Genomic DNA, 21,328 nt, shown 5'->3' on the forward strand with positions numbered 1-21,328 from the left:
CCCGGGGCCGTCCGGGCCACCGCGCGCGACCGGGCAACCCGTCAGCCCGCCGTCACACGGCCGCCCGTCGGCCGGGTCCCGGAGTCGACGATGTACTCGGCGAGCTCGCGGGACGCGGCGGCGGGCGGCCGGTCTTCGGCGCGGGACGCGCCCGTGGCGAGCAGGCCGTCGACGAGGATGAGGAGCTGGTCCGCGGCGAAGGCGGGCCGCCGGTGCCCGAGGGCGGTCAATTCGTCCGCGAACAGGCCGTGGAGGGTGCGCCGGTAGGCCCGCGTGACCTCGTGGGCCGGGTGGTCCGGGTCGGTGAGCGCGAGGTCGGCGGCCAGATAGCGGCACCCGTGGAAGTCCGGGGCCGCGGCGATGCGGGCGAGCCGGTCGACGACCTCCAGGAGCCGGGCCCGGGGGTCGTCCCCCGCGTCGTCCATCGCGGCGCGGTACTTCGCGAGGTCCTCGGCGGTGCTGCGGCGCAGCACCTCGGCGATGAGGCCGTCCTTGCCGCCGAAGTGCTCGTACAGCGAACGCCGGGCGGCACCGGCCGCCTTGAGCAGCGCGTCCACGCCGACAGCGACGCCCTGGGTGTAGGTCAACTCCTGGGCGGCGAGCAGCAGTCGTTCGCGGGGTCCCGGTTTGGTGGCGGCGGTCATGGCGTGATTGTGCCAGCCCTTGACTCGGTAGATCAACTGGTTTATCTATATCCCTGCCACATCGCATAGACCGAATGGTCTATCTCTTCCGAGGAGACACCATGTCCGTACGCACCACCACCGAGGTCATCGACCGTTTCAACCGCGCGTTCATCGAGCACGAGGCGGGCCTCCTGGCCGACCTGATCGCGGAGGACTGCGTCATGGAGAGCGTCCAGCCCGCGCCGAGCGGGGAACTGGTCCGCGGGCGCGAGGCGTGCACGGCCTGGTGGACGGCGGTCATCGACGACCGCGCCACGCAGTTCACGCCCCAGGACGTCGTCGTGGCGGGCGAGCGCGCGACGATCGTGTGGAGCTACCGCTTCGGACCGGGCCCGGACCAGTGGGTGCGCGGCGTCAACGTCATGCGCGTGACGGGCGGCCGGATCGTCGAGGCGCTCGGCTTCAGCAAGACCGCGGGCGAGGTCCCGCTGGCCGCCAAGTCCGACGACGCGTGAGACGCCCTGCCACAACGCCTCTCCCTGCCACCGGTGTCTCCACCCACGTCACCCGAAGGGCTTCTCCGATGCGGAGTTACCACCTGTCACACAGCGGTGCCGGTCTCTCCGGCCTCACCGTCCGCGAGCACGACATCCCCGCGCCCGGCCCCGGCCAGGCCGTGGTGGCGGTGCGCGCGACGTCCTTGAGCTTCCGCGAACTCATGGTCCTCGACGGGACGTACGTCCTGCCGGTCAAGCCGGACGTCGTCCCCGTCTCGGACGGGGCCGGTGACGTCGTCGCGGTCGGCGCGGGCGTCGACGCGACACGCGTCGGCGATCGCGTCGCCGCCACGCTCTTCCCTTCCTGGCAGGACGGCCCGTTCGCCGCGGAGCACCTCGCGCAGCGCGGCGGCTCACTGGACGGCATGCTCACCGACTTCGCCGTGGTCGGAGCGGACTCGCTCGTGGCCGTGCCCCGTCATCTGTCGTACGAGGAAGCCGCGACGCTGCCGTGCGTGGCGGTCACCGCCTGGAACGCCCTCACCGGCGACGCCTCCGGGGTCCGGCCGGGCGACACCGTCGTCATCCAGGGCTCCGGCGGTGTGTCCCTCTTCGCGCTCCAGTTCGCCAAGGCGCTCGGCGCGCGCGTGATCGCCACGACCAGCAGCCCCGCGAAGGCCGCACGGCTGCGGGACCTCGGCGCCGACGCCGTCATCGACTACTCGGCCACCCCCGACTGGGCCGACGCGGTGCGTACCCTCACCGACGGGCGGGGCGCCGACCGCGTCGTCGACGTGGCCGGGCTCCTCCACGACTCCGTCCGCGCCATCGCCCTGGCCGGCACCATCGCCTGCGTCGGCTTCGTCGGCAAGACCGCCGTACCGCTCGACCCGTACGCCCTGTTCACCTCCGGCGCGACCGTCCGCACCGTGGCGGTCGGCAGCCGCGCCCAGTTCACCGCCATGAACGCCTTCATCGAGACCCACGGACTGCGGCCCGTCATCGACCGGACCTTCCCCTTCGAGAGGGCCGTCGACGCCTATCGCCACTACGCCGCCGGTGACTCCTTCGGCAAAGTGGTCATCAGCAACTCCTGAACCGGGCAGGAGCCGCGCGTACCGCTGTGCCGTGCCGACCGCGGGCGGCACGGCGCCCTCGCCGTGACCCGCCCCGCGGCCGACGCGTCATGCGCCGCTCAGTGATCCGCCAGCGCGTCGTCGTGCTGGTCCCTCGCCCTCACGTGGTGTGCCACTGCTGGTGGGAGCCCAGGTTGCAGTCCCAGATGATGACGGAGGCGCCGTTCCACCAGTTGGCGTTGGCGATGGTCAGGCACCGGTTGAACACCGGGTTGCGCAGTCGGGCGCCGTCCCAGACCCACTGCTGCGGGGACCCGCCGTGGCAGTCCCACATGTTCAGGGCGGCGCCGTTCTCGCCGTTTCCCGCGGCGACGTCCAGACACTTGCCGTTGAGGTCGCTGCGGATCGTGGTGCCGTTCCAGTACCAGCGTTCGCTCGTGCCTCCGTGGCAGTCCCACATGTTGACCAGTGCGCCGCTGCCGGGGTTGGACGCTCTGATCTCCAGGCATCTGTTGTTCATGTTCGAGGCGATCATGAAGCCGACGTTGGCCCGTGGCTTGACGGGCCGCTCCGAGGCCGAGGCGGTGGTCGCGAAGAGACTGACCAGCCCCAGGATCACCGCCGCCAACAGGGAGCCCGACCGTCGTGACGTACTCACACGTACCTCCAGGTGGATGCAGGCGCTTTCGTCAGCGCCGACGCTACGGGCAAGGGGCCACCGCCGGTGAGACGGAATCGCGTCGCCCGCCCGAACCGACGGCACTGACGGCACAGCGGGCGTCACCCGAGGCGGGCGCTCCCCGTTCCTCCCCGCCACCTGGCAGAACCTCGTGCTATACCGTGTGCTCGCACTCGTTTGCGATCCACTCCTTTCGAAGGACTGAAGCCATTGATCACGGCGTCCCCCAGCGGCCGCCGACGGCACTGAGCCTGCTGCCTCCCGGGTGGCCGGGCCCTCGGTGTCGTATCCGCATCCTCACGGCGGCCCGACGACGCGGTGCCGATGCACCGCGGCCTTGTCCCCGCGCGACTCCATGATCCGCCGCAGCGGCGGGAGCGCGCTTCCGCATGCCATCCGCGTGAGGTCACCATCACCATGGACATCGACGTCCAACGCTTCGCCGTCACCAACCTTCGCCGCCGCCCCGAGGTGGTCGAAGCGGCGTGCTTCGTCGTGGGAATCGATCCCACGACCACGAATCCCTACGTCAACTACGCGACGCCGGTGCCGGGCGCCCGCCCCGACGAGCGGGACGTCGCGACGCTGATCGCGGCGTTCCGCGAACGCGGTCTCAAGCCGCGCCTGGAGTTCGCGCCGCACACCGCGCCCGAGGTGGCGCCCGCCCTGCGCCGGGCAGGCTTCACCACGGAAGCCGTGCACGAGTATCTGGTCTGCACACCCGCCACTCGCACCGCTGCAACGGACGGGCGCCTCGTTGTCGAAACCCCGTCCACCGATGCCGACTTCACGGAGATCGACATCGCCCTGTCCGAGGCATACGGCGGCGAGTTCCCACCGAGCCCGGACGGCGCCGCACGGCTGCGGCGCACGCAGGAACGGGGCGGCGCGGTCCGCTTCGTACGGTCCGCCGACGGCGGCTGCGCGGGGGCCGCCTCCTGCTCCGCGCCCGCCGTGGGCACGGCGGAACTGGCAGGCGTCGGCACTCGTCCTGCCCACCGTCGTCGGGGCGTCGCCGCAGCCGTCACCGCGTCCCTGGCCGACGCGATGTTCGCCAAGGGCGCGGACTCGGTGTGGCTGGAGTACGGCGGCGAAGGCTCGCGCAGGGTCTACGAACGGGTCGGCTTCCGTCCCCGCGGCACGCGTCTCTACGTGTCGTTGGAGGACTGAGGACCGGAACTCCCGTGAGTGCGGCGGGAAGCCGGGGGGGGCGGCTTCATGCCCCCTGGCTTCCCCCTTCGAACCGACTACGGGCGCTGCCCCCAAGCGGAGATCATCGGGGCCGTGCCCACGTCGAGTTGCCCGGTGGCGACGCCGGCCAGGTGGCGGTCTATCTCCTCGTCGGTGGCGAGGCCCCGGTCGATGAGGTGGTGACGGACCTGCCGCACCGTCGCGTCTTCCAGGACGGCGCACGCGGGCGAGGTGATCGGGAAGTACGCGTCGGCGTGCACCTCCTTGAGTCCTGCGTCGCGCAGCGCCCGGGGCAGGGTGCGCCCGTACGCGAGGTCCGCGCCGCGCTCCGCCATCAGCGTGCGGAAGCCGGTCCGCAACCGGTTGGCCAGCTGCTGCTCGGGCCCCGACTCGTCCGGGAACAGCAGCGGGAGCAGCATGGGGTCGCCGTCCTCCAGGAGCAGCCAGCCGCCGGGCTTCAGCGCCTGCACCATCCGGCGCAGGGCCTCGGCGCGGTCCGCCACGTGCACCAGGACGAGGCGGGCGTGCACGAGGTCGAACCCGCCGGGCGGCGCGGGCGGCGGGTCGGCCGCCACGTCGTGAGTCAGCACCTCGATCACGCCGTCGGCTATGCCTTGGGTCCAGGACACGTCGATGTCGGTGGCGAGCACCGAACCCGTCGGCCCGACCCGCTCGGCGAGCCCGAGCGGCACGGAGGGGCCACCGGCGCCGACTTCCCAGCAGCGCATGCCCTTCCCGATCCCGAGCCGGTCCACGTGCCGGAACGTCACCGGGTCGAACAGCTCGGCCAGGGCGCCGAAGCGGACGCCCGCCTCGGACTGCTGGTTGTCCAGTAGATAGCGTCGGTTCATCGGCTCAACGCACCCTGTCGTAGACGAGGGACAGGGTGCCGTGGTCGCCCGCGCTCTGGCTGACGAGCTCCCAGCGGCCCTCGGGCAGGCCGTCGTCGAAGAGTCTCGGTCCGCCGCCGAGGAAGAGCGGGAAGACGGTGAGTGCGAGCCGGTCGACCTGGTCGGCCGCCAGCAGGGCTTTGATGATGCTGGCGCTGGAGAGCACGAGGATGTCGCCGCCCTCGGTCGCCTTGAGGTCCTCGACCACCTCCGCGGCCGGCTTGTCGACCACAGTCGTCCGCTCCCACGGAGCCTCGCCGAGGCTGGTGGAGAGGACCACCTTGTCGGTGTCCACGAGCCACCTCGCGAACGCCTCGTCGCGCGGGTCGGCGCCCTCCGCGCCGATGACGGTGGGCCAGAAGCCCAGGAACCCCTCGGCGTTGACCCGCCCGAGCAGGGCCGTCGTCGCGGGCTCCCAGAGGCTGGTGAGGTGGTCGCGGGCCACGTCGGTGATGGCGTAGGGCAGCACCCAGCCCATGTCCTGAGGGGTGTCCGGGCGGGCGTAGTGGCCGTCGAGGGAGAGGGCGATGTTGGTGACGACTCGGCGGCTTGCGGTCTGCTCGCTCACTTCGTGCTCCTCGGGTCGGGGCGGTCGGTGGTGCCAGTGGTGCCGGTGATGCCGATGCTGGTGGTGGCGGGAGTGCCGGTATCGGTGCTGTTGATAGCGGTGGCGCCGTGCGGATCCGCCGCGACGTTCGCCACGAGCTTGTCGAGGCTCTGGCCGAAGCCGATCTCGATGCCCGCGACGATGTCCGCGGCCTCCACCGTGCTGTCGGTGATGCGGTAGTGGACGTCGAGGTCGGTGCCGGTTTCGGTGGGGCGGAGCCGGGAGTCGACGTGGGCGGTGAAGGCGAAGCCGCCGTCGGGGAGCAGCGGGGAGAGGCGATAGCCGAGGCTCTCGCCGGGGCGCACGTCGACGAAGGTGCCCTCCGCCCGCCCGGCGACCAGGTCGGAGCCGTGTGCGTCGTCGGCGTCGCGGTACTCCAGGACGAGGCGCCCGCCCGGTCGCGCCTCGTAGACGAGCTCGGAGACGCGGAGGTCGTCGGGCGTCCACCATCCGGTGAGCAGGTCGACCTCGGTCAAGTGGCGCCAGACCAGCTCGGGACTCCCCGTCAGGGACCGGGAGAACCTGAAGGAGCGGCCATCGGCCCACCCCGCCCCCCGCGCGGCGAGCAGCTCCACCTCGACGCTGCGCCCATAGCGCTCGTACGTCGCGAGCGGGCCACCGGCCCGGTCTGCGGTGTCGGCGAGGCGGCTGAGCTCCGCCACCAGCTCCCTCAGGGCGCCGGGCCGCAGTGCGTAGATGCGGCGCTGGCCGTTGCGTTGGGACGTGACGACGCCTGCGCGCTCCAGGGTCTGCAGGTGCTTGGTCGTCTGCGGCTGGCGCGCCTCGGCGAGCTCGGCGAGGACGCCGACCGGGCGGGGCCGCTCGGCCAACAGGCTCACGAGCCGCCACCGGGCCGGGTCGGCCAGTGCGGAGAGGAGTGCGTCCATGTCGACTATTATTCGCCTCGCCGAATATGCGCGTCAAGGAATATTTTGCAGCCGGTGAACGCCAAGTCCGTTCCGGATCGGGCCCGTTCCGACCGGAACGGGCCCGATCCGGAACGCCCCCGACCGGGCCCTGGACCACTCGGCAGGTCGGTGTGCCGTAGCGCCGCAGAGCCGACGGAGCGCCGCAGAGCCGACAGAGCCCCGCAGAGTTGGAGGATGACACGACAGCGGATCATGCTGTCCTGCTGCTTCCCTCCTGCCCCTTCCCCCCTCCTGCCCCTGCTGTCCCGCTGTTCCTCGTCCCGAAAGGCTCCGCTCCTGAACGCCTCCCTCGCCGAAGCGCTCTCCGCCGTCCTGCTCCTGGCGGTCCTGGCCTGCGCGGTGATCCGACCGTGGGGCTGGCCGGAGGCGGTCGTCGCCGTTCCGGCCGCCGGGGTGGTCATCGCCGGCGGCGCGATCTCACTGGACCACGCGGCGGACGAAGCCGCGCGTCTCGGCCCCGTGATCGGCTTTCTGGCGGCCGTACTGATCCTCGCTCAGCTCTGTGACGACGAGGGACTGTTCCAGGCCTGCGGTGCCTGGATGGCCCGGCGGGCGGCGGGGAGCCCGCACCGGTTGCTGGTGCAGGTGTTCGGCGCCGCCTCGCTGATCACCGCGGTGCTCAGCCTGGACGCCACGGTCGTCCTGCTGACCCCGGTGGTGTTCGCCACCGCGGCCCGGCTCGGCGCCCGGCCCAAGCCGCACGTGTACGCCTGCACCCATCTGTCGAACACCGCCTCGCTGCTGCTTCCGGTGTCCAACCTCACCAACCTGCTCGCGTTCGCCGCGAGCGGACTCAGCTTCACCCGTTTCGCCGCCCTGATGGCCCTGCCGTGGGTGGCCGCGATCGCGGTCGAGTACGTGGTCATCCGGAGGTTCTTCGCCACCGATCTGGACGCCGGGGCCGAGGCGCAGCCCGTCGCCGGGCCGAGCGAGGTGCCGGTGTTCGCGCTGGCCACGGTGGCCTGCACGCTGGTGGGTTTCGTGGTGACCTCCGCGGTGGGGATCGACCCGGCGTGGGCAGCGGCGGCGGGCGCGGCCGTGCTCGGGGGCCGCGCCCTGCTCCGGCGCCGCACCACACCGACCGCTCTCGTGCGCGCCGCGTCCCTGCCGTTCTGCGCCTTCGTCCTGGCCCTGGGCGTCGTCGTCCGCGCGGTCGTCGACAACGGGCTCGCCGACGCGCTGGGCCACGTGGTCCCCGACGGCACCGGGCTCACCGCCCTGCTCGGCATCGCGGCCCTGGCCGCCGTACTGGCCAACGTCATCAACAACCTGCCGGCCGTCCTGGTGCTGCTGCCGCTGACCGCCCCGGCAGGGCCGGGTGCCGTCCTCGCGGTGCTGCTCGGGGTGAACATCGGCCCCAACCTCACCTACGCGGGATCCCTGGCCACCCTGCTGTGGCGGCGTATCGTGCGCGAGCACGACAGTGACGTGGAGCTGGGCGAGTTCACCCGGCTCGGACTGCTCGCCGTACCCGCCGCGCTGGTGCTCTCGGTGGTGGCACTGTGGGTCTCGCTGCTCGTGATCGGAGGCTGAGGGGGCCAAGAGGCCAGGGAGGCAAGAGGCCAGGGGGCTGAGAGGCCAGAGAGCTGAGAGGCCAGGGAGCTGAGAGGCCAGGGAGCTGAGGAGGCTGGACACCATGACCGTCATCGCCTGGATCGTCGAAGGCACCTGGCCCGCGTGCGTCGACGCCGCCCGCGCCCACGCGCCCGAGCGTGCCGACATCGTGCTGCTGCACATCACAGGGCCCGAGGCACCCGGCGCCGCTCACGGCGCCTACGCCGGGCTCCTCGGCCGGGCCCGCCCCGACCGCGACCCGGGCACCGCCGTCGAACACCTCGCCGCCGCCTCCGCCGCACGTCTGCTGACCGCAGCGGCCGATCGCCTCGGACGCCCCTGTACGCGCACCGAGCGCGTCGGCCGCGCCGAGCGGGAGGTCGTGGCCGCCGCCGAAGGCGCCGACCTGCTCGTCCTGGCCCGCGACGGCGACCGCGCCCGCCTGGGCCCGCGCAGCCTCGGCCCCGCGAGCCGCTTCATCGTCGACCACGCCCCCTGCCCGGTCCTCCTGGTCTGGCCGGAGGCCACGCCCAGCACGGCCACGCTCCCGCCGCCGCCCCCTCACTAGCCCGGCCACTGGTGTCGCGGCAGCGGTTCGGACAGCATGCGGCGCATGGACTGGATGCCTCTGCTCTCCACGCTTGCAGGTGCCGCCATCGGCATCGCCGCCACCCTGATCGCCGATCGCAACAGATGGCGGCGTGAGGAAGCACGACACGCCCTGGAGATGCGGCGCGCCGTGTACACCGAGTACGCCTCCGCCCTCAAGGACGCGGGGGAAGAGATACGGGCCGTCGCCCTGGGCGATCACATGTCCGAGTCAGCCCGTGATGTGGCGGTGCGCGAAGCCTTCCGCAGGACCGGATTGCACACGGCGAGCGAACAGCTCTGGCTCGTGGGCCCGCCCCCGGTCGTCGCGGCCGGGAACGAGGCGTTCCACAGCCTGCGCCGGATACGCGACGCCTACGCCGACGGGGTGGCGGTCGGCTCCGCCGAGGACAGGGCCTTCATCCGACAGCGCCGCACGGCCATGGCGGAGATGCGCCGCCGCATGCGTGAGGATCTGGGCGTCGGGCCCCTCGGGATCGAATGACCACCGGCCGGAGGGGAGCCCCGGATCCGGACCCGGCTTCGCCGCGTACGCGTCGCTGCCCCCGCGAGGCGCCGCGGTTCGTCACCGCGTACAGCCGCTGCCGTAGGGCGCGTACAGGTCGAGCAGCCGGGTGCGGGCCGACTGGAGGCGGTGGGCGAGGACCTTGCCGACCCACTGGCCGACGGCCGCGCCGAGTCGGGGATCGCTCGCGCACAAGGACCGTACCGCCGTCGCGTCGAACTCGTAGGCGCGTACGGGAGTCGTCGCCACGGCGCCCAGCTGCCACACGTACGGCGGGAACAGCCAGGACCAGCCGACCAGTTCGTCGAAGCCGATCGTCTCGATCACCGGTGAGCGGCGCCCCGGCACGTGCATGTCGAGGGTGACGGTGCCGGTGCGGACGACCCAGAACCGGTCGGCGCGGCCGCCCTCGTCGAAAAGCCGGGTGTCCTGCGGGAAGGTGACCTCACGGGCGACGCGCAGCAGACGGTCCCGGTGGGCGGCGGGCAGGGCCCGCAGCATGCGAGTGCTGGACATGGTCTTGGTGTTCACCACTGTGCCTTCCTGTCGCGCCGTGCCGGGCGGGCACGGCCGCCTCTCCGGCGCTGCCGGGCCCGGCCGTTGACGCTCTCAGCGTCCGCCTCGGCGGGGGCGCGGCACAGTGGCCGTGCGGAGCAGGGCAGGGGCCGGGCGGCCCGCACGGGCGCGGGCCGAACGGCCCTCGCGGCGGCCGTTCAGACGGGCTCGGCGGACGCGCGGAGGCGGGGCGCGTCCGGCACCGGCGGCGCCTGGAAGCCGTCCCGCGTCCAGGCGACTTCGAAGGGCATGTCCGGGTCGGGGTTGCTGAAGCGGGCGGACACGTCGCGGCCCGCGACGAGCACGGTGACGACCAGGGTGTCGGGCAGGGTGATGCCGTGCCGTGCCGCGAAGGCCGAGGGGTCCGCCGCGGCTTCGCGGGCGAGGTCCGGGTCGTCGGCGACGGCTTGCAGCACCTCGCCGACGCGCACGTCCCGGGCGAGCTCGATGAGGCGCTCGTGCTTCGCGATGCAGCGTTCGACGCCCGCGAGGTCGCCGCTGAGCGCCTCACGCGAGGGCGGCGGCTTCGGCGGTTCGGGCCGCGGCGGCCTGCGGCGCAGCATCTCCCTGAGCCTGCGGGCCTGCCTGTGCAGCTCGGCCAGGTCCGCCTGGTGCAGGTCGACGAGGCGCAGGAGCGTGGCCTGGTGCGGGTTGCCGGACATGGGCGGTCTCCATCTCGTACGGCTAGAGGACGGTGTCCCAGCTTCCGGACCGGTAGGCCATGACGGGGTCGACGGTCAGCCCGCCCCGCTCGTCGAGGGTGAACCGCAGGACGTACCAGAGCCTGCCGGGGTCGCCGGGCAGGTCGGCGGCCAGCCAGCGGCCGCGGCGCGTGGGCAGCCCGGCGGCGTCGACGCTGAGCAGCGCCACCGAGGCACCGGACCGGGCGAAGGTCTGCTCGCCGGAGAAGTTGTCGATCCAGCAGTGGTACTCGCCCGGTACGAACGCTCCGGCGACCGGGGTGACCGTGATGCGCTCGGGCCCTGTGGCCTGGCCCTCGTCGACGTCGAGGCGGACGAAGGGCACGGGCCGCGCGTCGTGGAACAGGCAGTGGAAGCGGCCCTCGCCGCCGCTGGGTCCGGAGCAGTGCAGGTCCAGGTCGCGCGGCAGGGCGCCCCTGTCGAGCTGCAGCATGAACGCCACCGGCGCCTGGACGGACTTGTCGCGGCGCAGCCTGACGGTGATGGTCACGGTTCCGGACGCCGGTACGGTCGCGGGGACGCTGCTAGGCAGGTAGCCCGTCGTCGACGCCCGCACCGTGGCGGCCCCCGCGGGCCGGACGAGGAGGAAGGTCGCTTCCGGAGGGGAGCCGCCGGTGATGGCGGTGCGGGCCGCGCCGCCGACGGTGAGCCGGACGTTGGCGCCGTCGAGCGGCTGGTCGTTGTCGTCGGCGTCGACCACCCGGACGACGACGGTGGCGGCGGTGCGCTGGACCACCAGCTCGACGTGGTCCCCCCGGGGGCCGATGGTCACGATCCGGTCGGTGCTGGGATCGTGGTCGGTGGAGAGCTTGACCTGCCGGTGCGGGACGCAGGCGAACGAGAAGCGCCCTTCGACGTCGGTCCTGGTCTGGTACGGCTGTTCGTCGAGGTCGAGGATCGGCTGGTCCTGGGCATCGGTGAGGTACACCCACTCACCCGGCATGGGGTTGCCCGCGGAGTCGAGGACGCGGCCGGTGACCATCGTGCAGTCCATCGGGATCCGCACCTCGACGGCGCCTTGGTCGGGCACGGTGTCGGTGGCGCGCGCGACCTGGAAGCGGTCCGCCGTGGCTTGCAGCTCGATCCGTCCGGCGGGTACGCAGTCGCGTACGGCACCGTCGACGGACGCGGTCAGCTCGGCGCGGCCGTCGGTCGGCGCCGTGTCCCCTGCGAAGGGCACGCTCGGCGGCAGCGCGGTGACGTGGGCGCCGGCGATCGGCGTGCCGGTGGCACGGCGGCTGACGACGGCGGTGACGCGCGCGCAGCGTCGGCACCCGGTGTCCAGGGGCGGGCGCCAGCCGACGTCGGGCCGCACTTCGTTGAACTCGATGGTGAACGTGGTCGCCGCCGGGCCGCCGGGCTCGGCGTCGCCTTCGACGCGGCGGGGGTTCGCGTCGTCGCGCAGCCGCCAGAACCGTTCCGGCCGGGCCTGGTTGCGGGTGGCGAAGCTGAACCTCACCTGGTCGCCGGACTTGACCGGCGTGCCGAAGGGGACGGGGCTGCCGCCCGCCATCCCCGTGATCGTGAACGTCCACTCCCCCGGATCTCCGCCCTGGTAGGCCGGAAACCCGGCCTGCAACGGCGACGACACCAACAGCGGGCGGTCGCGCCCGCCGAACTGGTACGTGACCAGCTGGGGGTCCTTCTTGCTCTTCCGGGGAAGCACCAGCACACCGTGGTCGACCCGCACCAGGACGCCCGGCAGCGGCCGCCACGTGTCGTCGACGGCCCGCAGCACCATCGCGTCCCCGCTGCGGACGGGCCAGGTCGTCGGCCGGTCCATCAGGAACGTCTCCCACGTGCCCGGCGCCCCGGCCGTCGGGCCGAGGTACCCGTCGTAGGCGGCCGGCCCGTCGACGGCTTGGAGACAGCGACCGTCCGCCGTACGGATCCGCACGGCATTGGGCCGGTACGGCGCCGGCCGGCACCTGCCCTCGACACAGTCACACCATTCCGAGCAGGGAGGCCAACAACTCATGGGCGCGCCTTTCCACCGTCCGGCACCCGACCCCACCCCCCGCACGGCCCCCGCCGAGGCGGAATCGGCTTGAGGGAGACCTACTTGTGGGCGCGGGGGCTGTCAAGACGGGGGTGGTTGTTGCCGTACGAGGGGCTTGGTGGCGGTATGGGGTTTGTCGTAGGGCGGCTCGCGGAGGCCGGGCAGTCGCGCGCGTGGAGGTAGCCGAACATCGACCAGGGCTCTTCGCGCCAGAAATGCGGGCGGAGTGCCTCGCCGGGGGCGATGGTGGTCCCGCAGGCCGCGCAGCATATCGACGGGTGGCCTGCCCGCTCCCGCACGGCCAGGTGTGCCGTGCCGAGGGCCTGGCCTGGTTCACACGGGCCGAACGGGCATCGCAGGCACGTGACGGTGTGGTCGTACCAGGCCAGGTAGGTCGACAGGGAGTTCGTCCTGGTCTCGCAGCAGTCCAGGCAGCCGTGCGGCCGGAAGGGGCCGGGGCCGCCAAGGTCGATCCCCTCGCCAGGGCGGAATGTGTGCTCGCACCAGACGCAGGCGGAACCGGACAGCTGTGCCGGGCCGAGCGTGTCGATCCCGGGCAGGGCGGCGAGCAGCACGACCGGCTTGGGGTCAGGCATCCCGGCCTCCTCCGGCCGGGCCCGCGGGCGCGGTGGCCGTAGCGGTGTGCAGACGCGCCGCTTCGGAGCAGTCGGCGAGGATGCCGAGTAGTACGCGCCCAGGGGGCTCCGCAAGTCCCGGATCACCGGTCCGCGCAGCCAGTCCCGCAGGGCTGCCGCCAACGTGGCGGGCTCCTCGCTGGCGACCGCGGCGTGCACTCGCCGAGCGGGTACGCGTACCGCGTCGAAGCGCCGTCCGAGCGGGATCATCGCGACGTAGGCGTCCGTCCACTCCCGCCGGGCCTTGCCCGGCAGCGGATGAGCCTGAGCAAGCCAGTCAGCGATCAACCTGTTCTCCCCCTGCGTCTGAGCGCTGCCGCCCGACGCTGGCACGGGGGCCGTACTCTCGCCCATGTCGACTCCTCGGTAGTCGGCCACGCCCCGGGGCCGGTCGCACGGTCGCCGGGGCCTTGCCGCCCACTGTCGTAGAGGAGGCCTCAGGCTTTCCTCCCGCGCGCGGGTATACCCATCATGGGTAGAGGTTTCTGGAAGCAGCCGCCTCAGGCCGTGGCCTCACGGAAGAGTTCTCCGTATGACCGGATACACGCCACCGACCGCTCTCCCGGCCTGGCTCTTGGGGGAGGGCGAGCTGCGTGCCGCGGCCGCACGTCACGACTTCGGGACCTTGTTCCGCCTCGCGCGCCAGCGAGCGGGCATCAGCTATTCGCAGATCGCGGCTGAGTGCGATATCAAACCTGATCGCGTCGGGACTCTGGCGCGCGGCCGGGGCAAGGTGGCAACCTTCGAAAAGATCGTTCAGATTTGCGACGCGCTGCGCATCCCTGGACATCTGGCGGGGTTGGCCGATCGCCCATGGGAGGCAAGGCCGGCGAGCGGCGAGGCGGAGGTGGACGAGGTGCTGCGGCGTCGGTTCGTCCAGGTCGCTGGGCTCGCTGCCACCATGCCCACCACGCTCGCTCAGCCATCCGGCCGAATCGGCCGCCGGACCGTCGCGAGCTTGCGTGAGCGCACGGCGCGCCTGCGGCGCCTGGACGACGTGCTCGGTGGGGGTGACACCTACCGGGTCTACACCGCCGAGTATCAGGCCACCAAGGCGCTGCTGCGCGACACCAGGTACGACGAGGCGACCGGCCGCGCGCTGCTGTCCCTCCTGGCCGAGCAGGCGCAGCAGGCCGGTTGGGCGGCGTTCGACGGCGGATGTGAGGCGGACGCGGTCAGCCTGTACGAGGCCAGCCGGACCGCGGCGCTAGACGCCGGGGATACGGCCCTCTCGGGGAACGCGCTCGCGTTCCTGGCGTATCAGAGGCTCGGAGGAGACAGAAGAGCTGGGGCGGAGATCGCGAGCCGCTCCACCGAAGCGATCGGCGGGGACACGCCTGCCGGGGTCCGTGCGCTGCTGCACGAGCGGCGGGCCTGGGCGTGCGCCGTGGCCGACATGCCGACCGAGGCGGAACGGTCACTCGCCGCCGCGAGCGCAGCTCTCGCCGAAGTGCACGGCCAGCCACAGCCGGACTGGGCGGCCTGGGTCGACCACACCGAGGTGGACATCATGACGGGCCGCTGCTGGGCAGAGCTGCGCCGACCTCTACGAGCGGTACCCGTGCTGGAGGCGGCACTCGCCCGGTACGACGACAGCCACGCCCGCGACAAGGCCTTGTACTCGTCCTGGCTCGCGCAGGCCTACCTCACGGCAGGGGAAGCGGAGCAGTCGGCGGCCGTAGTCAGCCGCGCCCTCGCCCTGTCGGACGGGGTGGCCTCGGTGCGACCGCGGAAGCGCCTGGCACCCGTCCTGAACGACCTGTCGGCCGCCAGGTACCGGACGCTGCCCGCAGTCGCCGACCTGCTGGACCAGGCCCGCGGTTAGTCAGCCGTCGTGGATGACCGGATCCACTGCAAGCACGCCTCGGCACCAGCCACGATAGGAGTCGCACACACCTCCGGGTTCCTCCACGGGTGGTGGTCGACGAGGTGCTTCTCCAGCTCCGGGTACCGCTCAGCAGTCGTCTTCAGGAGCAACTGCCACTCCTCCCCGGTCCCGAACTCCCCGGCATGCCAGAACACGGACGTGACCGGGCCGATGATCTGGGCGCCCGCCGCGAGCCGCTCACGCACTGCAACGCGCGCCAACTCGACCGCCTGCTCTCGCTGTTCAGTCGCTGTCGATACCTGTACATAGTCAGCCATGCCGCGAGCGTAGCCGCGCGCACGAAAGACTAAAGACCCCCTCCACCCGAAGACGGAGGGGAACCAGATGTGTCAGCGGGCGAGCAGCGCGAAGAGGCCGGACCCGGCGCCGATCACCCCGGCGAGGGCCGCGATCGTCGGGAGCACCCACCGACCGCGCTCCAGCGCGGCCAGCCGCCGCTCATGCTCGCCCAGAGCTTGTCTGTCTGCTGGCCGCGCTGCACCAGGAGCGCGAGCTGCCCGCCCTGCTCGACGAACCCCACCTCCACCGTCCGCCGAAATGCGGCCAGTTCAAGCGCGACGCCACGCGAGCCCGGACGAAGGGGGCCCGCCTCGGTGGTCAGAGGGTGTCCACGACGCGCCAGCGGGCCAGCCGATGCGTCAGGCGCCCGGTCACCGGGCTCGCAAGGTGGCGTGGAGGGGAGTGGATGGTTGCAGGAGCAGTCCTACGTGGGGTGTCACCTGGGTGCTGGGGATGTCCAGGCGGAAGCGTTGGGTGAGCGTGGCCAGGATCAGGGCGGCTCCCACCTGGGCGAAGCGGGCTCCTAGGCAGCTGCGTTGGCCACCGCCGAAGGGATACCAAGCGTGGTCGAGGACGGGATCGGCTGCGTCGTCGCCCCAGCGTTCGGGGCGGAACCGGTCGGGGTCGGGGAACCAGCGCGGGTCACGGTGAGTCGTCCACGGGCTGCACCACACGATCGTCCCGGCGGGAACGGGGGTCCCGCCGAGCGCGGCCCCGCGCCGGGCCACGGCCAGGATGAACCAGGCCGGCGGGTACAGGCGCAGCGCCTCCTGGACGATCTGGCGCGTCCAGGGGAGCCGGTCGTAGTCCTCGATGGCGGGCAGCCGTCCGGCCAGCACCCGGGCGAGCTCGGCCTCAAGACGGGTGCGGGCCTCGGGCGCCTGGGAGAGCAGGTAGACGGCCCAGGTGAGTGCGGTGGAGGTGGTTTCCTGCCCGGCGGCCCAGAGCGTGACCGCCTCGACCCGTACCTCCTGGGGTGTCAGGGGCCTGCCTTCCACGTCACGGGCCGCGAGCAGCCGACTGAGCAGATCGTCGCGCTCCTCGGTGGCCTGAGGGGTGCTCAGCCGGTCCTGGATGAGCCGGTGCACCTCGGCGTCCACGGTGGCCAGTGCGGCGTGGAAGCGTCGGCGGCTGGGCGTGCGCACCCAGGGGGGCAGGAACTGCCTGATGCCCCGCATCTCCTGGCCCACCACCTCTCCTGACACCTCCATCGCCTCACACAGGGCGCGGGTCCGGTCTCCCAGGTCATTACCGAACAGGGTGCGCAGGATCACTCGCTGGGTGATGAGTGCCATTTCCCGGCGGACATCGACCTGCTGGCCGTGGCGCCAGCCGGAAGCCGCCGACCGCGCGCAATCGACCATGATCGCGGCGTAGGCGCGGACCTGGCGCGGCCGGACGGCCGGCTGCACCAGCGAGCGCTTGCGCCGCCAGTCGCCGCCCTCGCTGACGATCACGCTCTGCCCGACGAAGCGTTTGAACGCCCAGCCGGGATCCAGTAGTTCGTAGGCGTCCTCGCGGGCTGCCAGAAACTCCGCAATGTGCTGAGGATGGGAGACGAACAGGCTGCGCCGACGCCCCAGTGACCACGTCACCGCGTCCCCGAACTCATCGCGCAGGCAGGTGAGAAATGCCAGGGGGTCCTTCCCGAAAGCGGTCAGATTTCCCAGCACGGGCAGCCCGCGCGGGCCGCGCACGGGCACGAGCCTTGGTGCTGATACGCCCATGGGCTCTCCCCGCCATGGATGTTGGAGTTCGGCATGGTGGACTTCTACCCACCCGCTGACGACGACAAGCGACGCTGCCGCCTCCCTGCGAGTACTGAGGTTTTCGTTTCGGAGTGACGTCATAGCGGGGCCGGCTTTCAGGTTCGCCCAGATGCCCTCCGCCGGGTTCATGTCGGGCGTGCACGGCGAGAGCCGGAAGCTTTCCCGAGCTCGACGGCGTTTTCCCAGAGGTTGAAATGCTTGTGGAGAAGGCCGAGTTGTCCGACGCCCTCGCAGACCGGCCGCTTCTGTGACGGGCCGGGGTCAGTCGCGAGCCATGGGCCGGGCTGCGGCTGGAACAGGTTGGCGTGATTCCAGGGTTGCGTGATCCACCCCTTGGGCACGACGGAGCACGACGGAGGAAGTCCCCGCCGCTGCACGGCTGGGGACCGGGACTCGATCAAAGGGAGATGTGGATGTCGTCGATGCTGAAGGGAACCGTCAAGTGGTTCAACGAGAGCAAGGGGTTCGGCTTCATCACCCCTGAGGACGGCAGCAAGGACGTATTCGTCCACTTTTCGGCGATCCAGAGCAACGGCTTCAAGACCCTCGCCGAGGGCCAGCAGGTTCAGTTCTCGATTCAAGACGGAGCCAAGGGTCCCTCCGCCGCCGACGTCACCGCCATCTGACCGCCACCCACGCCGCGCTGTCCATCCGTGGACGACCGGATCCGTGGACGACCGGAGACGAGGGGACGCCCAACGCCCGGTCAGGGTGGGGAGGGGCGAGATCGCTGATGCTCGTGCCGCGTTCTCAAATTGGTGTGGACCAGTTGGGGTCCATGAGGCCGGGATGGACCTAGCCTGAGGGGAGCCGGTCGTCCGCCCCCCCTTGGCGACTGGTGGGCTCCCGCGCCTGCCCCCGGCGCGGGAGCCAGCGGCGGGGCACGAGGACCGCGGGCTTCTCGGCAGGGCAGTCCCTCAGTCAGCACCTCGGACGATGTTCCCGTCAGGGCTCACGTACGCAGAGGACTCGGCGCTGTCGTCGGGCACCGGCGAGAGGCACGTGCGCACGCCCCTGCCACGCAGGCCGCGCAGGCGGCGGGCCTTCGCCCAGCCGGTCTCGTGCAGGTGAAGGACTTCCCTCTTGCCGGTGCGCGCGGTCACGGCACTTCAACTTCTCTCTGCGTCGGAAGACGGTCGGCGGAGCGGAGGCGGACGGTCCGGCTCTCCGTGATGTGCTCTCCGTGATGTGCCCTCCGGGTTCCCGTGGCCACGGCTGGGAAACGCGTCGTCGGCCAGGCACCGAGCGGTCCCGCCGTCGGTCGCTACGCATCGGATCGGCGGTCGATCAGGAGCGCGGCCTCCCGTGCCGCCTCCGTCAGTTGGGCTCCGACCGTGGTGGAGAGGCGGGCGACGATGGTCTCGCGGTGGGCGAGGGCGAACTGCCGCGCGAAGTCCGCGGCCGCCTTCTCCTCCAGGCCGTCCTCCTCGGCCTGGGTGCGGATCTTCCGGAGCAGGGTCTTCTCGCGGTTGAGCTTGCGCGCCGGCCCGATGATGTCGGCGTTGGAGATCCACTTCATCAGGGCGTCCCTGCCCATCCAGATGCCGATCACCAGGGCCACGGCCGCGACGATGGAGCCGATGATCCAGCCCAGCGGGTTGGACGCCGCGGCCACGGCTCCGGCCCCGGCCGCCCCCTGCGACGCCGCCGAGATGACCCCGATGGCCGCCCCCGCGGTCATGGTGGTCATCCAGACCGCCACCAGGCCGAGGATCGTGTCCAGCGTCTCCAGGAGCGGATCGAGGTTGACGTCGGCCCGGGGCGTCGTGGCCCTGGGGCCGAAGGGCGAGACCCGCAGCGGCCCGGTCGGGATCCCGTACCGGTGCGCGATCGCCGCGGCCTCGCGGTCGATGACCGCGGTGATCTCGGCGTACCAAGCCCGTGTGACGTCCTTCAGCTTCGCCTGCCCTGCGGGGCTCTTGAGGTAGACCTCGCGCTTCTTCGCCACCTCCACCGCGATGTCTGTGAGCAGCCGCAGCTCGCCCTCGCGCCACCGTACGACGGCGGGGCAGACCTGGTCGTCGACGATGCCGTCCACCGTGACCTTGCCCAGAGCGAGTCCGAGGGCTTCGAGGTTGTCGCCGATGATGGCGGGGACCCGGCTGTCGGCCAACTCCCCCACTTCTTCCAGGAACGCCTCGACGCGGCGGCGCGTACGGCCCGCGATAGCCAGGCCCTTGGCGATCGCGTGCTCGGGGCGGACACCGAGCAGCACCCGGGTGCCGCCCTTCCCCGCCTCGAAGGCGTCGAGGCAGATCTCCTGCGCGAACCTCATGCGCGACGCCCCACCGGTCATCAGCACGACGTCCGGCGGCTTCCCGGTGTCCTTCACCAGTTTGTCGCGCACGTCCTCGACCGCCTTCCGGAACGCCGTGCGCCAGGACCGGCCGAGGTCGTCCAGGCGGGCGTCCAGGATGTCGTCCATCAGCGGCGGCGAGAGCCGGATGGAGACCTCGATCAGTTCACCGGACCGGGTGACGACGTCGTCGCCCCCGAGGCGTCGCGGGCCGGGGTTCAACCGCAGCTCGTCGGGCGAGAGTCCGAAGTACCTCTCCTTGGCGCGTCGGCAGGCGAACTCAAGACGCGCGCGCTGGAGGGGGTCGTGTGCGAGCGCTTCTTCCAGAAGAGCGCTGTCGCGGTGGTCGGCGACTATGCGGCGCAGCAGCTCCTTCTCGATGAGCGAGGCGCCGAAGCGGGAGTTCCAGTCGGAGACGGGCAGTTCGCTGGTGCCGGACACGAACGTGTAGTCCGTCGTGAGGGATCCCATGTCCATCACCAGGACCGTTCCCCGTCCGGCCACGGCCCCCATCAGGTCCTGCTCGGCGGTCTTGAACTCGTCCGACTCCTTGGCGTAGAGCATCGCGGCCCGTGACTCGGGGATCAGCTCGACGCTGTGCTCGGGGAGGGGGAAGAGGCCGGTCACGGTGGAGCGGAGCAGCCGCTCGTACTCCTCGTACTCCCGCTTGTCCCATCCGGACGGGATGCCGAAGACCCAGTGCAGCCGCGTCCCGGGCATGACCTTGAGGATGCCGGAGGTCTCGACGCCCTCGGTGCGTTCCGTCGCGAGCTCCCGGGCGACCTGCCGGATGAACAGCTCCGTCGCCCGCCGCGTCCGTGCGTCGAGCCGGGCGTGCTTGAACGCCATGTAGAATTCCGTGTCGCCCGGTACGAGGCCGTCCGGCCCGTCCTCGGGGACACGGGCGAGCTGCGCGGACAACACGGCGAAGCACTGCTCCCCGACCAGGGTCGTCACTCCGGTGTCCTCCCCTTCCGTGTGGCACAGGGCGACCACGGTGGGGTGCACGCGGCTCGGGGTGCGGGAGATGTCCTCCACGTGCGGCTCGCCGTCGGCGCACGACCACAGGGTGGCCACGGCGGTCTCCCCGTGCCCCAGGTCGAAGCCGATGACAAGGCTCCTGTTCTCCTCCGGCGTCCGCTCCTGGGTCGTCGTCATCGGCTGTTCTCCTCGTTCCGGGCGACGTTCTGTACGTCGTTCTGTACGTCGTTCTGTACGTCGTTCTCTGTGTTGGCCAGGGCTTTCTGGTGGCTGCGCGCGGTCGGAACGGGCGTCGTCGGTACGCGTAGCACCCTGCCCCGTACGAGGACCCGGCGGTCGTCGCCGTCGGGGTCCATGACGAGCGCCGGCAGGTCCGTCTCGTACCGGCATGCGGCGTCCTGAGTCACCTGCTCGACGCGGAAGGCGTCGGCCTGGTACTCCGGCCGGACGTCCGGGTCGTAGGCGAGGATCTCGATCCCCTGGGCTCGCAGCATCTCCCGCAGCACGTCGACGCGGTCCCACACCCGCTCCTCGCGGCCGCGCTCGCGGAGGCTGACGAGGTCCTGGATCAGTTCCATCATGACGTCGTGCTCGTACCAGGGCGGGGCGGGCGGCCCGGCCGTGCTGGGCCATTTCCCGAATGCCTTCTCGATGTGCGGCAGCGCCTTGCCGACGGCGTCGAGGGCGAGGGCGGACGTGGAGCGGGGTACGGCGGGTGGTGGTGCGTCGAAGGGCGAGTGGGGCGGTTGCTTTCGGCTGAAGGCATTCTTCAGCGCACCGGAGATGAGCTTCTTGGGTTCCGCCTCATCGACCCGTGATCCGGGGGACGTTCGGCCCGTGGCATCCGTCGGTGGTGCTTCGGGCTGCCGGGTGAGGACCGCGCGGACGGTCTCCGTCACGGCGGTGCTCAGCGCGTCCAGTACGTGGGTGAGCTGGTAGCGCGTGTGCGGGTCCAGCCGGACCTCGTCCAGGTCTCGGCGTACTCCGTCGATCGCCTCGCCGAGCGCCACGCCGATGTTGTACGCGGGGCTCAGGCTGGTGGGCTGGGCCACTCTCCGTCGG

22 protein-coding genes are annotated in these 21,328 nt (G+C 71.8%); 8 read left to right on the forward strand and 14 right to left on the reverse strand.

The window, feature by feature from the left end; translation table 11 throughout:
• Positions 1-41 precede the first annotated feature (41 nt).
• On the reverse strand, positions 42-644 hold the full coding sequence (locus IG74_RS48165; protein ID WP_051855533.1) for a TetR/AcrR family transcriptional regulator: 603 nt from the start codon (positions 642-644) through the stop codon (positions 42-44).
• A gap of 101 nt (positions 645-745) precedes the next feature.
• Here IG74_RS48165 and IG74_RS0127705 point away from each other — a divergent pair, with 101 nt between their 5' ends.
• Positions 746-1,141 (forward strand): nuclear transport factor 2 family protein, encoded by a 396-nt coding sequence (locus IG74_RS0127705; protein ID WP_037826129.1) that lies wholly within the window; start codon positions 746-748, stop codon positions 1,139-1,141.
• A gap of 68 nt (positions 1,142-1,209) precedes the next feature.
• A complete protein-coding gene (locus IG74_RS0127710; RefSeq protein ID WP_030682901.1) occupies positions 1,210-2,220 on the forward strand; it encodes a zinc-dependent alcohol dehydrogenase family protein in 1,011 nt (336 codons plus the stop codon).
• Positions 2,221-2,359: 139 nt separating this feature from the next.
• Here IG74_RS0127710 and IG74_RS0127715 read toward each other — a convergent pair whose 3' ends face one another.
• Complete coding sequence (locus tag IG74_RS0127715) at positions 2,360-2,857, reverse strand: RICIN domain-containing protein (protein WP_158857798.1); 498 nt, start codon at positions 2,855-2,857, stop codon at positions 2,360-2,362.
• Between the two features lie 438 nt (positions 2,858-3,295).
• On the opposite strand from IG74_RS0127715, the gene IG74_RS0127720 reads away from it, so the two are divergent.
• Positions 3,296-4,048, forward strand: a complete 753-nt coding sequence (locus IG74_RS0127720; protein ID WP_030682905.1) for a GNAT family N-acetyltransferase — start codon at positions 3,296-3,298, stop codon at positions 4,046-4,048.
• A gap of 77 nt (positions 4,049-4,125) precedes the next feature.
• Here the strand turns inward: IG74_RS0127720 and IG74_RS0127725 are convergent, their stop codons facing one another.
• Genes IG74_RS0127725 through IG74_RS0127735 form a run of 3 tightly spaced genes read right to left on the reverse strand, consistent with a single transcriptional unit; the run spans position 4,126 to position 6,453 of the window.
• Positions 4,126-4,920 carry a class I SAM-dependent methyltransferase gene (locus IG74_RS0127725; RefSeq protein WP_030682907.1) on the reverse strand — a complete coding sequence of 265 codons (795 nt, stop codon included), beginning with the start codon at positions 4,918-4,920 and terminating at the stop codon, positions 4,126-4,128.
• Positions 4,921-4,924: 4 nt separating this feature from the next.
• A complete protein-coding gene (locus tag IG74_RS0127730; RefSeq protein WP_030682908.1) occupies positions 4,925-5,527 on the reverse strand; it encodes a dihydrofolate reductase family protein in 603 nt (200 codons plus the stop codon).
• A complete protein-coding gene (locus IG74_RS0127735) occupies positions 5,524-6,453 on the reverse strand; it encodes a metalloregulator ArsR/SmtB family transcription factor (RefSeq protein WP_078869086.1) in 930 nt (309 codons plus the stop codon). Before IG74_RS0127735 ends, IG74_RS0127730 begins: the two co-directional genes overlap by 4 nt.
• A 318-nt stretch (positions 6,454-6,771) precedes the next feature.
• On the opposite strand from IG74_RS0127735, the gene IG74_RS0127740 reads away from it, so the two are divergent.
• The 3 genes from IG74_RS0127740 (at position 6,772) to IG74_RS0127750 (ending at position 9,142) form a co-directional block, all read left to right on the forward strand.
• The gene (locus IG74_RS0127740; RefSeq protein WP_030682910.1) at positions 6,772-8,028 is read left to right on the forward strand and encodes an SLC13 family permease; all 1,257 of its coding nucleotides are present in this window, start codon (positions 6,772-6,774) and stop codon (positions 8,026-8,028) included.
• 103 nt (positions 8,029-8,131) lie between these two features.
• Complete coding sequence (locus tag IG74_RS0127745) at positions 8,132-8,617, forward strand: universal stress protein (RefSeq protein WP_030682911.1); 486 nt, start codon at positions 8,132-8,134, stop codon at positions 8,615-8,617.
• Between the two features lie 45 nt (positions 8,618-8,662).
• Positions 8,663-9,142, forward strand: a complete 480-nt coding sequence (locus IG74_RS0127750; RefSeq protein WP_234334473.1) for a hypothetical protein — start codon at positions 8,663-8,665, stop codon at positions 9,140-9,142.
• 81 nt (positions 9,143-9,223) lie between these two features.
• Here IG74_RS0127750 and IG74_RS0127755 read toward each other — a convergent pair whose 3' ends face one another.
• From IG74_RS0127755 to IG74_RS52835, 4 genes are all read right to left on the reverse strand, one after another.
• Complete coding sequence (locus IG74_RS0127755) at positions 9,224-9,679, reverse strand: Crp/Fnr family transcriptional regulator (protein ID WP_107059039.1); 456 nt, start codon at positions 9,677-9,679, stop codon at positions 9,224-9,226.
• Positions 9,680-9,876: 197 nt separating this feature from the next.
• The gene (locus IG74_RS0127760; RefSeq protein WP_030682914.1) at positions 9,877-10,380 is read right to left on the reverse strand and encodes a hypothetical protein; all 504 of its coding nucleotides are present in this window, start codon (positions 10,378-10,380) and stop codon (positions 9,877-9,879) included.
• A gap of 22 nt (positions 10,381-10,402) precedes the next feature.
• Positions 10,403-12,316, reverse strand: coding sequence for a carboxypeptidase-like regulatory domain-containing protein (locus IG74_RS0127765; protein WP_030682916.1), 1,914 nt, complete (start codon positions 12,314-12,316; stop codon positions 10,403-10,405).
• 161 nt (positions 12,317-12,477) lie between these two features.
• Positions 12,478-13,341: a hypothetical protein gene (locus tag IG74_RS52835; protein ID WP_199818893.1), complete on the reverse strand. Its 864-nt coding sequence runs from the start codon at positions 13,339-13,341 to the stop codon at positions 12,478-12,480.
• Positions 13,342-13,585: 244 nt separating this feature from the next.
• On the opposite strand from IG74_RS52835, the gene IG74_RS0127775 reads away from it, so the two are divergent.
• Entirely contained in the window at positions 13,586-14,878 is a 1,293-nt protein-coding gene (locus tag IG74_RS0127775) for a helix-turn-helix domain-containing protein (RefSeq protein WP_030682917.1), read from the forward strand.
• Here the strand turns inward: IG74_RS0127775 and cutA are convergent.
• Positions 14,875-15,198 (reverse strand): divalent-cation tolerance protein CutA, encoded by a 324-nt coding sequence (cutA, locus tag IG74_RS0127780; RefSeq protein WP_030682918.1) that lies wholly within the window; start codon positions 15,196-15,198, stop codon positions 14,875-14,877. The genes IG74_RS0127775 and cutA overlap by 4 nt on opposite strands.
• A gap of 393 nt (positions 15,199-15,591) precedes the next feature.
• Complete coding sequence (locus tag IG74_RS0127790) at positions 15,592-16,947, reverse strand: cytochrome P450 (protein WP_030682919.1); 1,356 nt, start codon at positions 16,945-16,947, stop codon at positions 15,592-15,594.
• Between the two features lie 464 nt (positions 16,948-17,411).
• Here IG74_RS0127790 and cspE point away from each other — a divergent pair, with 464 nt between their 5' ends.
• A complete protein-coding gene (cspE, locus tag IG74_RS0127795; RefSeq protein WP_199818895.1) occupies positions 17,412-17,615 on the forward strand; it encodes a transcription antiterminator/RNA stability regulator CspE in 204 nt (67 codons plus the stop codon).
• 291 nt (positions 17,616-17,906) lie between these two features.
• Here the strand turns inward: cspE and IG74_RS0127800 are convergent, their stop codons facing one another.
• The 3 genes from IG74_RS0127800 to IG74_RS0127810 form a co-directional block, all read right to left on the reverse strand.
• A complete protein-coding gene (locus tag IG74_RS0127800; RefSeq protein WP_030682923.1) occupies positions 17,907-18,092 on the reverse strand; it encodes a hypothetical protein in 186 nt (61 codons plus the stop codon).
• A 161-nt stretch (positions 18,093-18,253) separates the two neighbouring features.
• Entirely contained in the window at positions 18,254-20,443 is a 2,190-nt protein-coding gene (locus IG74_RS0127805) for an Hsp70 family protein (RefSeq protein ID WP_030682926.1), read from the reverse strand.
• The gene (locus tag IG74_RS0127810; RefSeq protein WP_030682928.1) at positions 20,440-21,318 is read right to left on the reverse strand and encodes a hypothetical protein; all 879 of its coding nucleotides are present in this window, start codon (positions 21,316-21,318) and stop codon (positions 20,440-20,442) included. Before IG74_RS0127810 ends, IG74_RS0127805 begins: the two co-directional genes overlap by 4 nt.
• Between the last annotated feature and the right edge of the window lie 10 nt (positions 21,319-21,328).

Source organism: Streptomyces sp. NRRL B-1347 (assembly GCF_000720325.1).
Classification (GTDB): domain Bacteria; phylum Actinomycetota; class Actinomycetes; order Streptomycetales; family Streptomycetaceae; genus Streptomyces.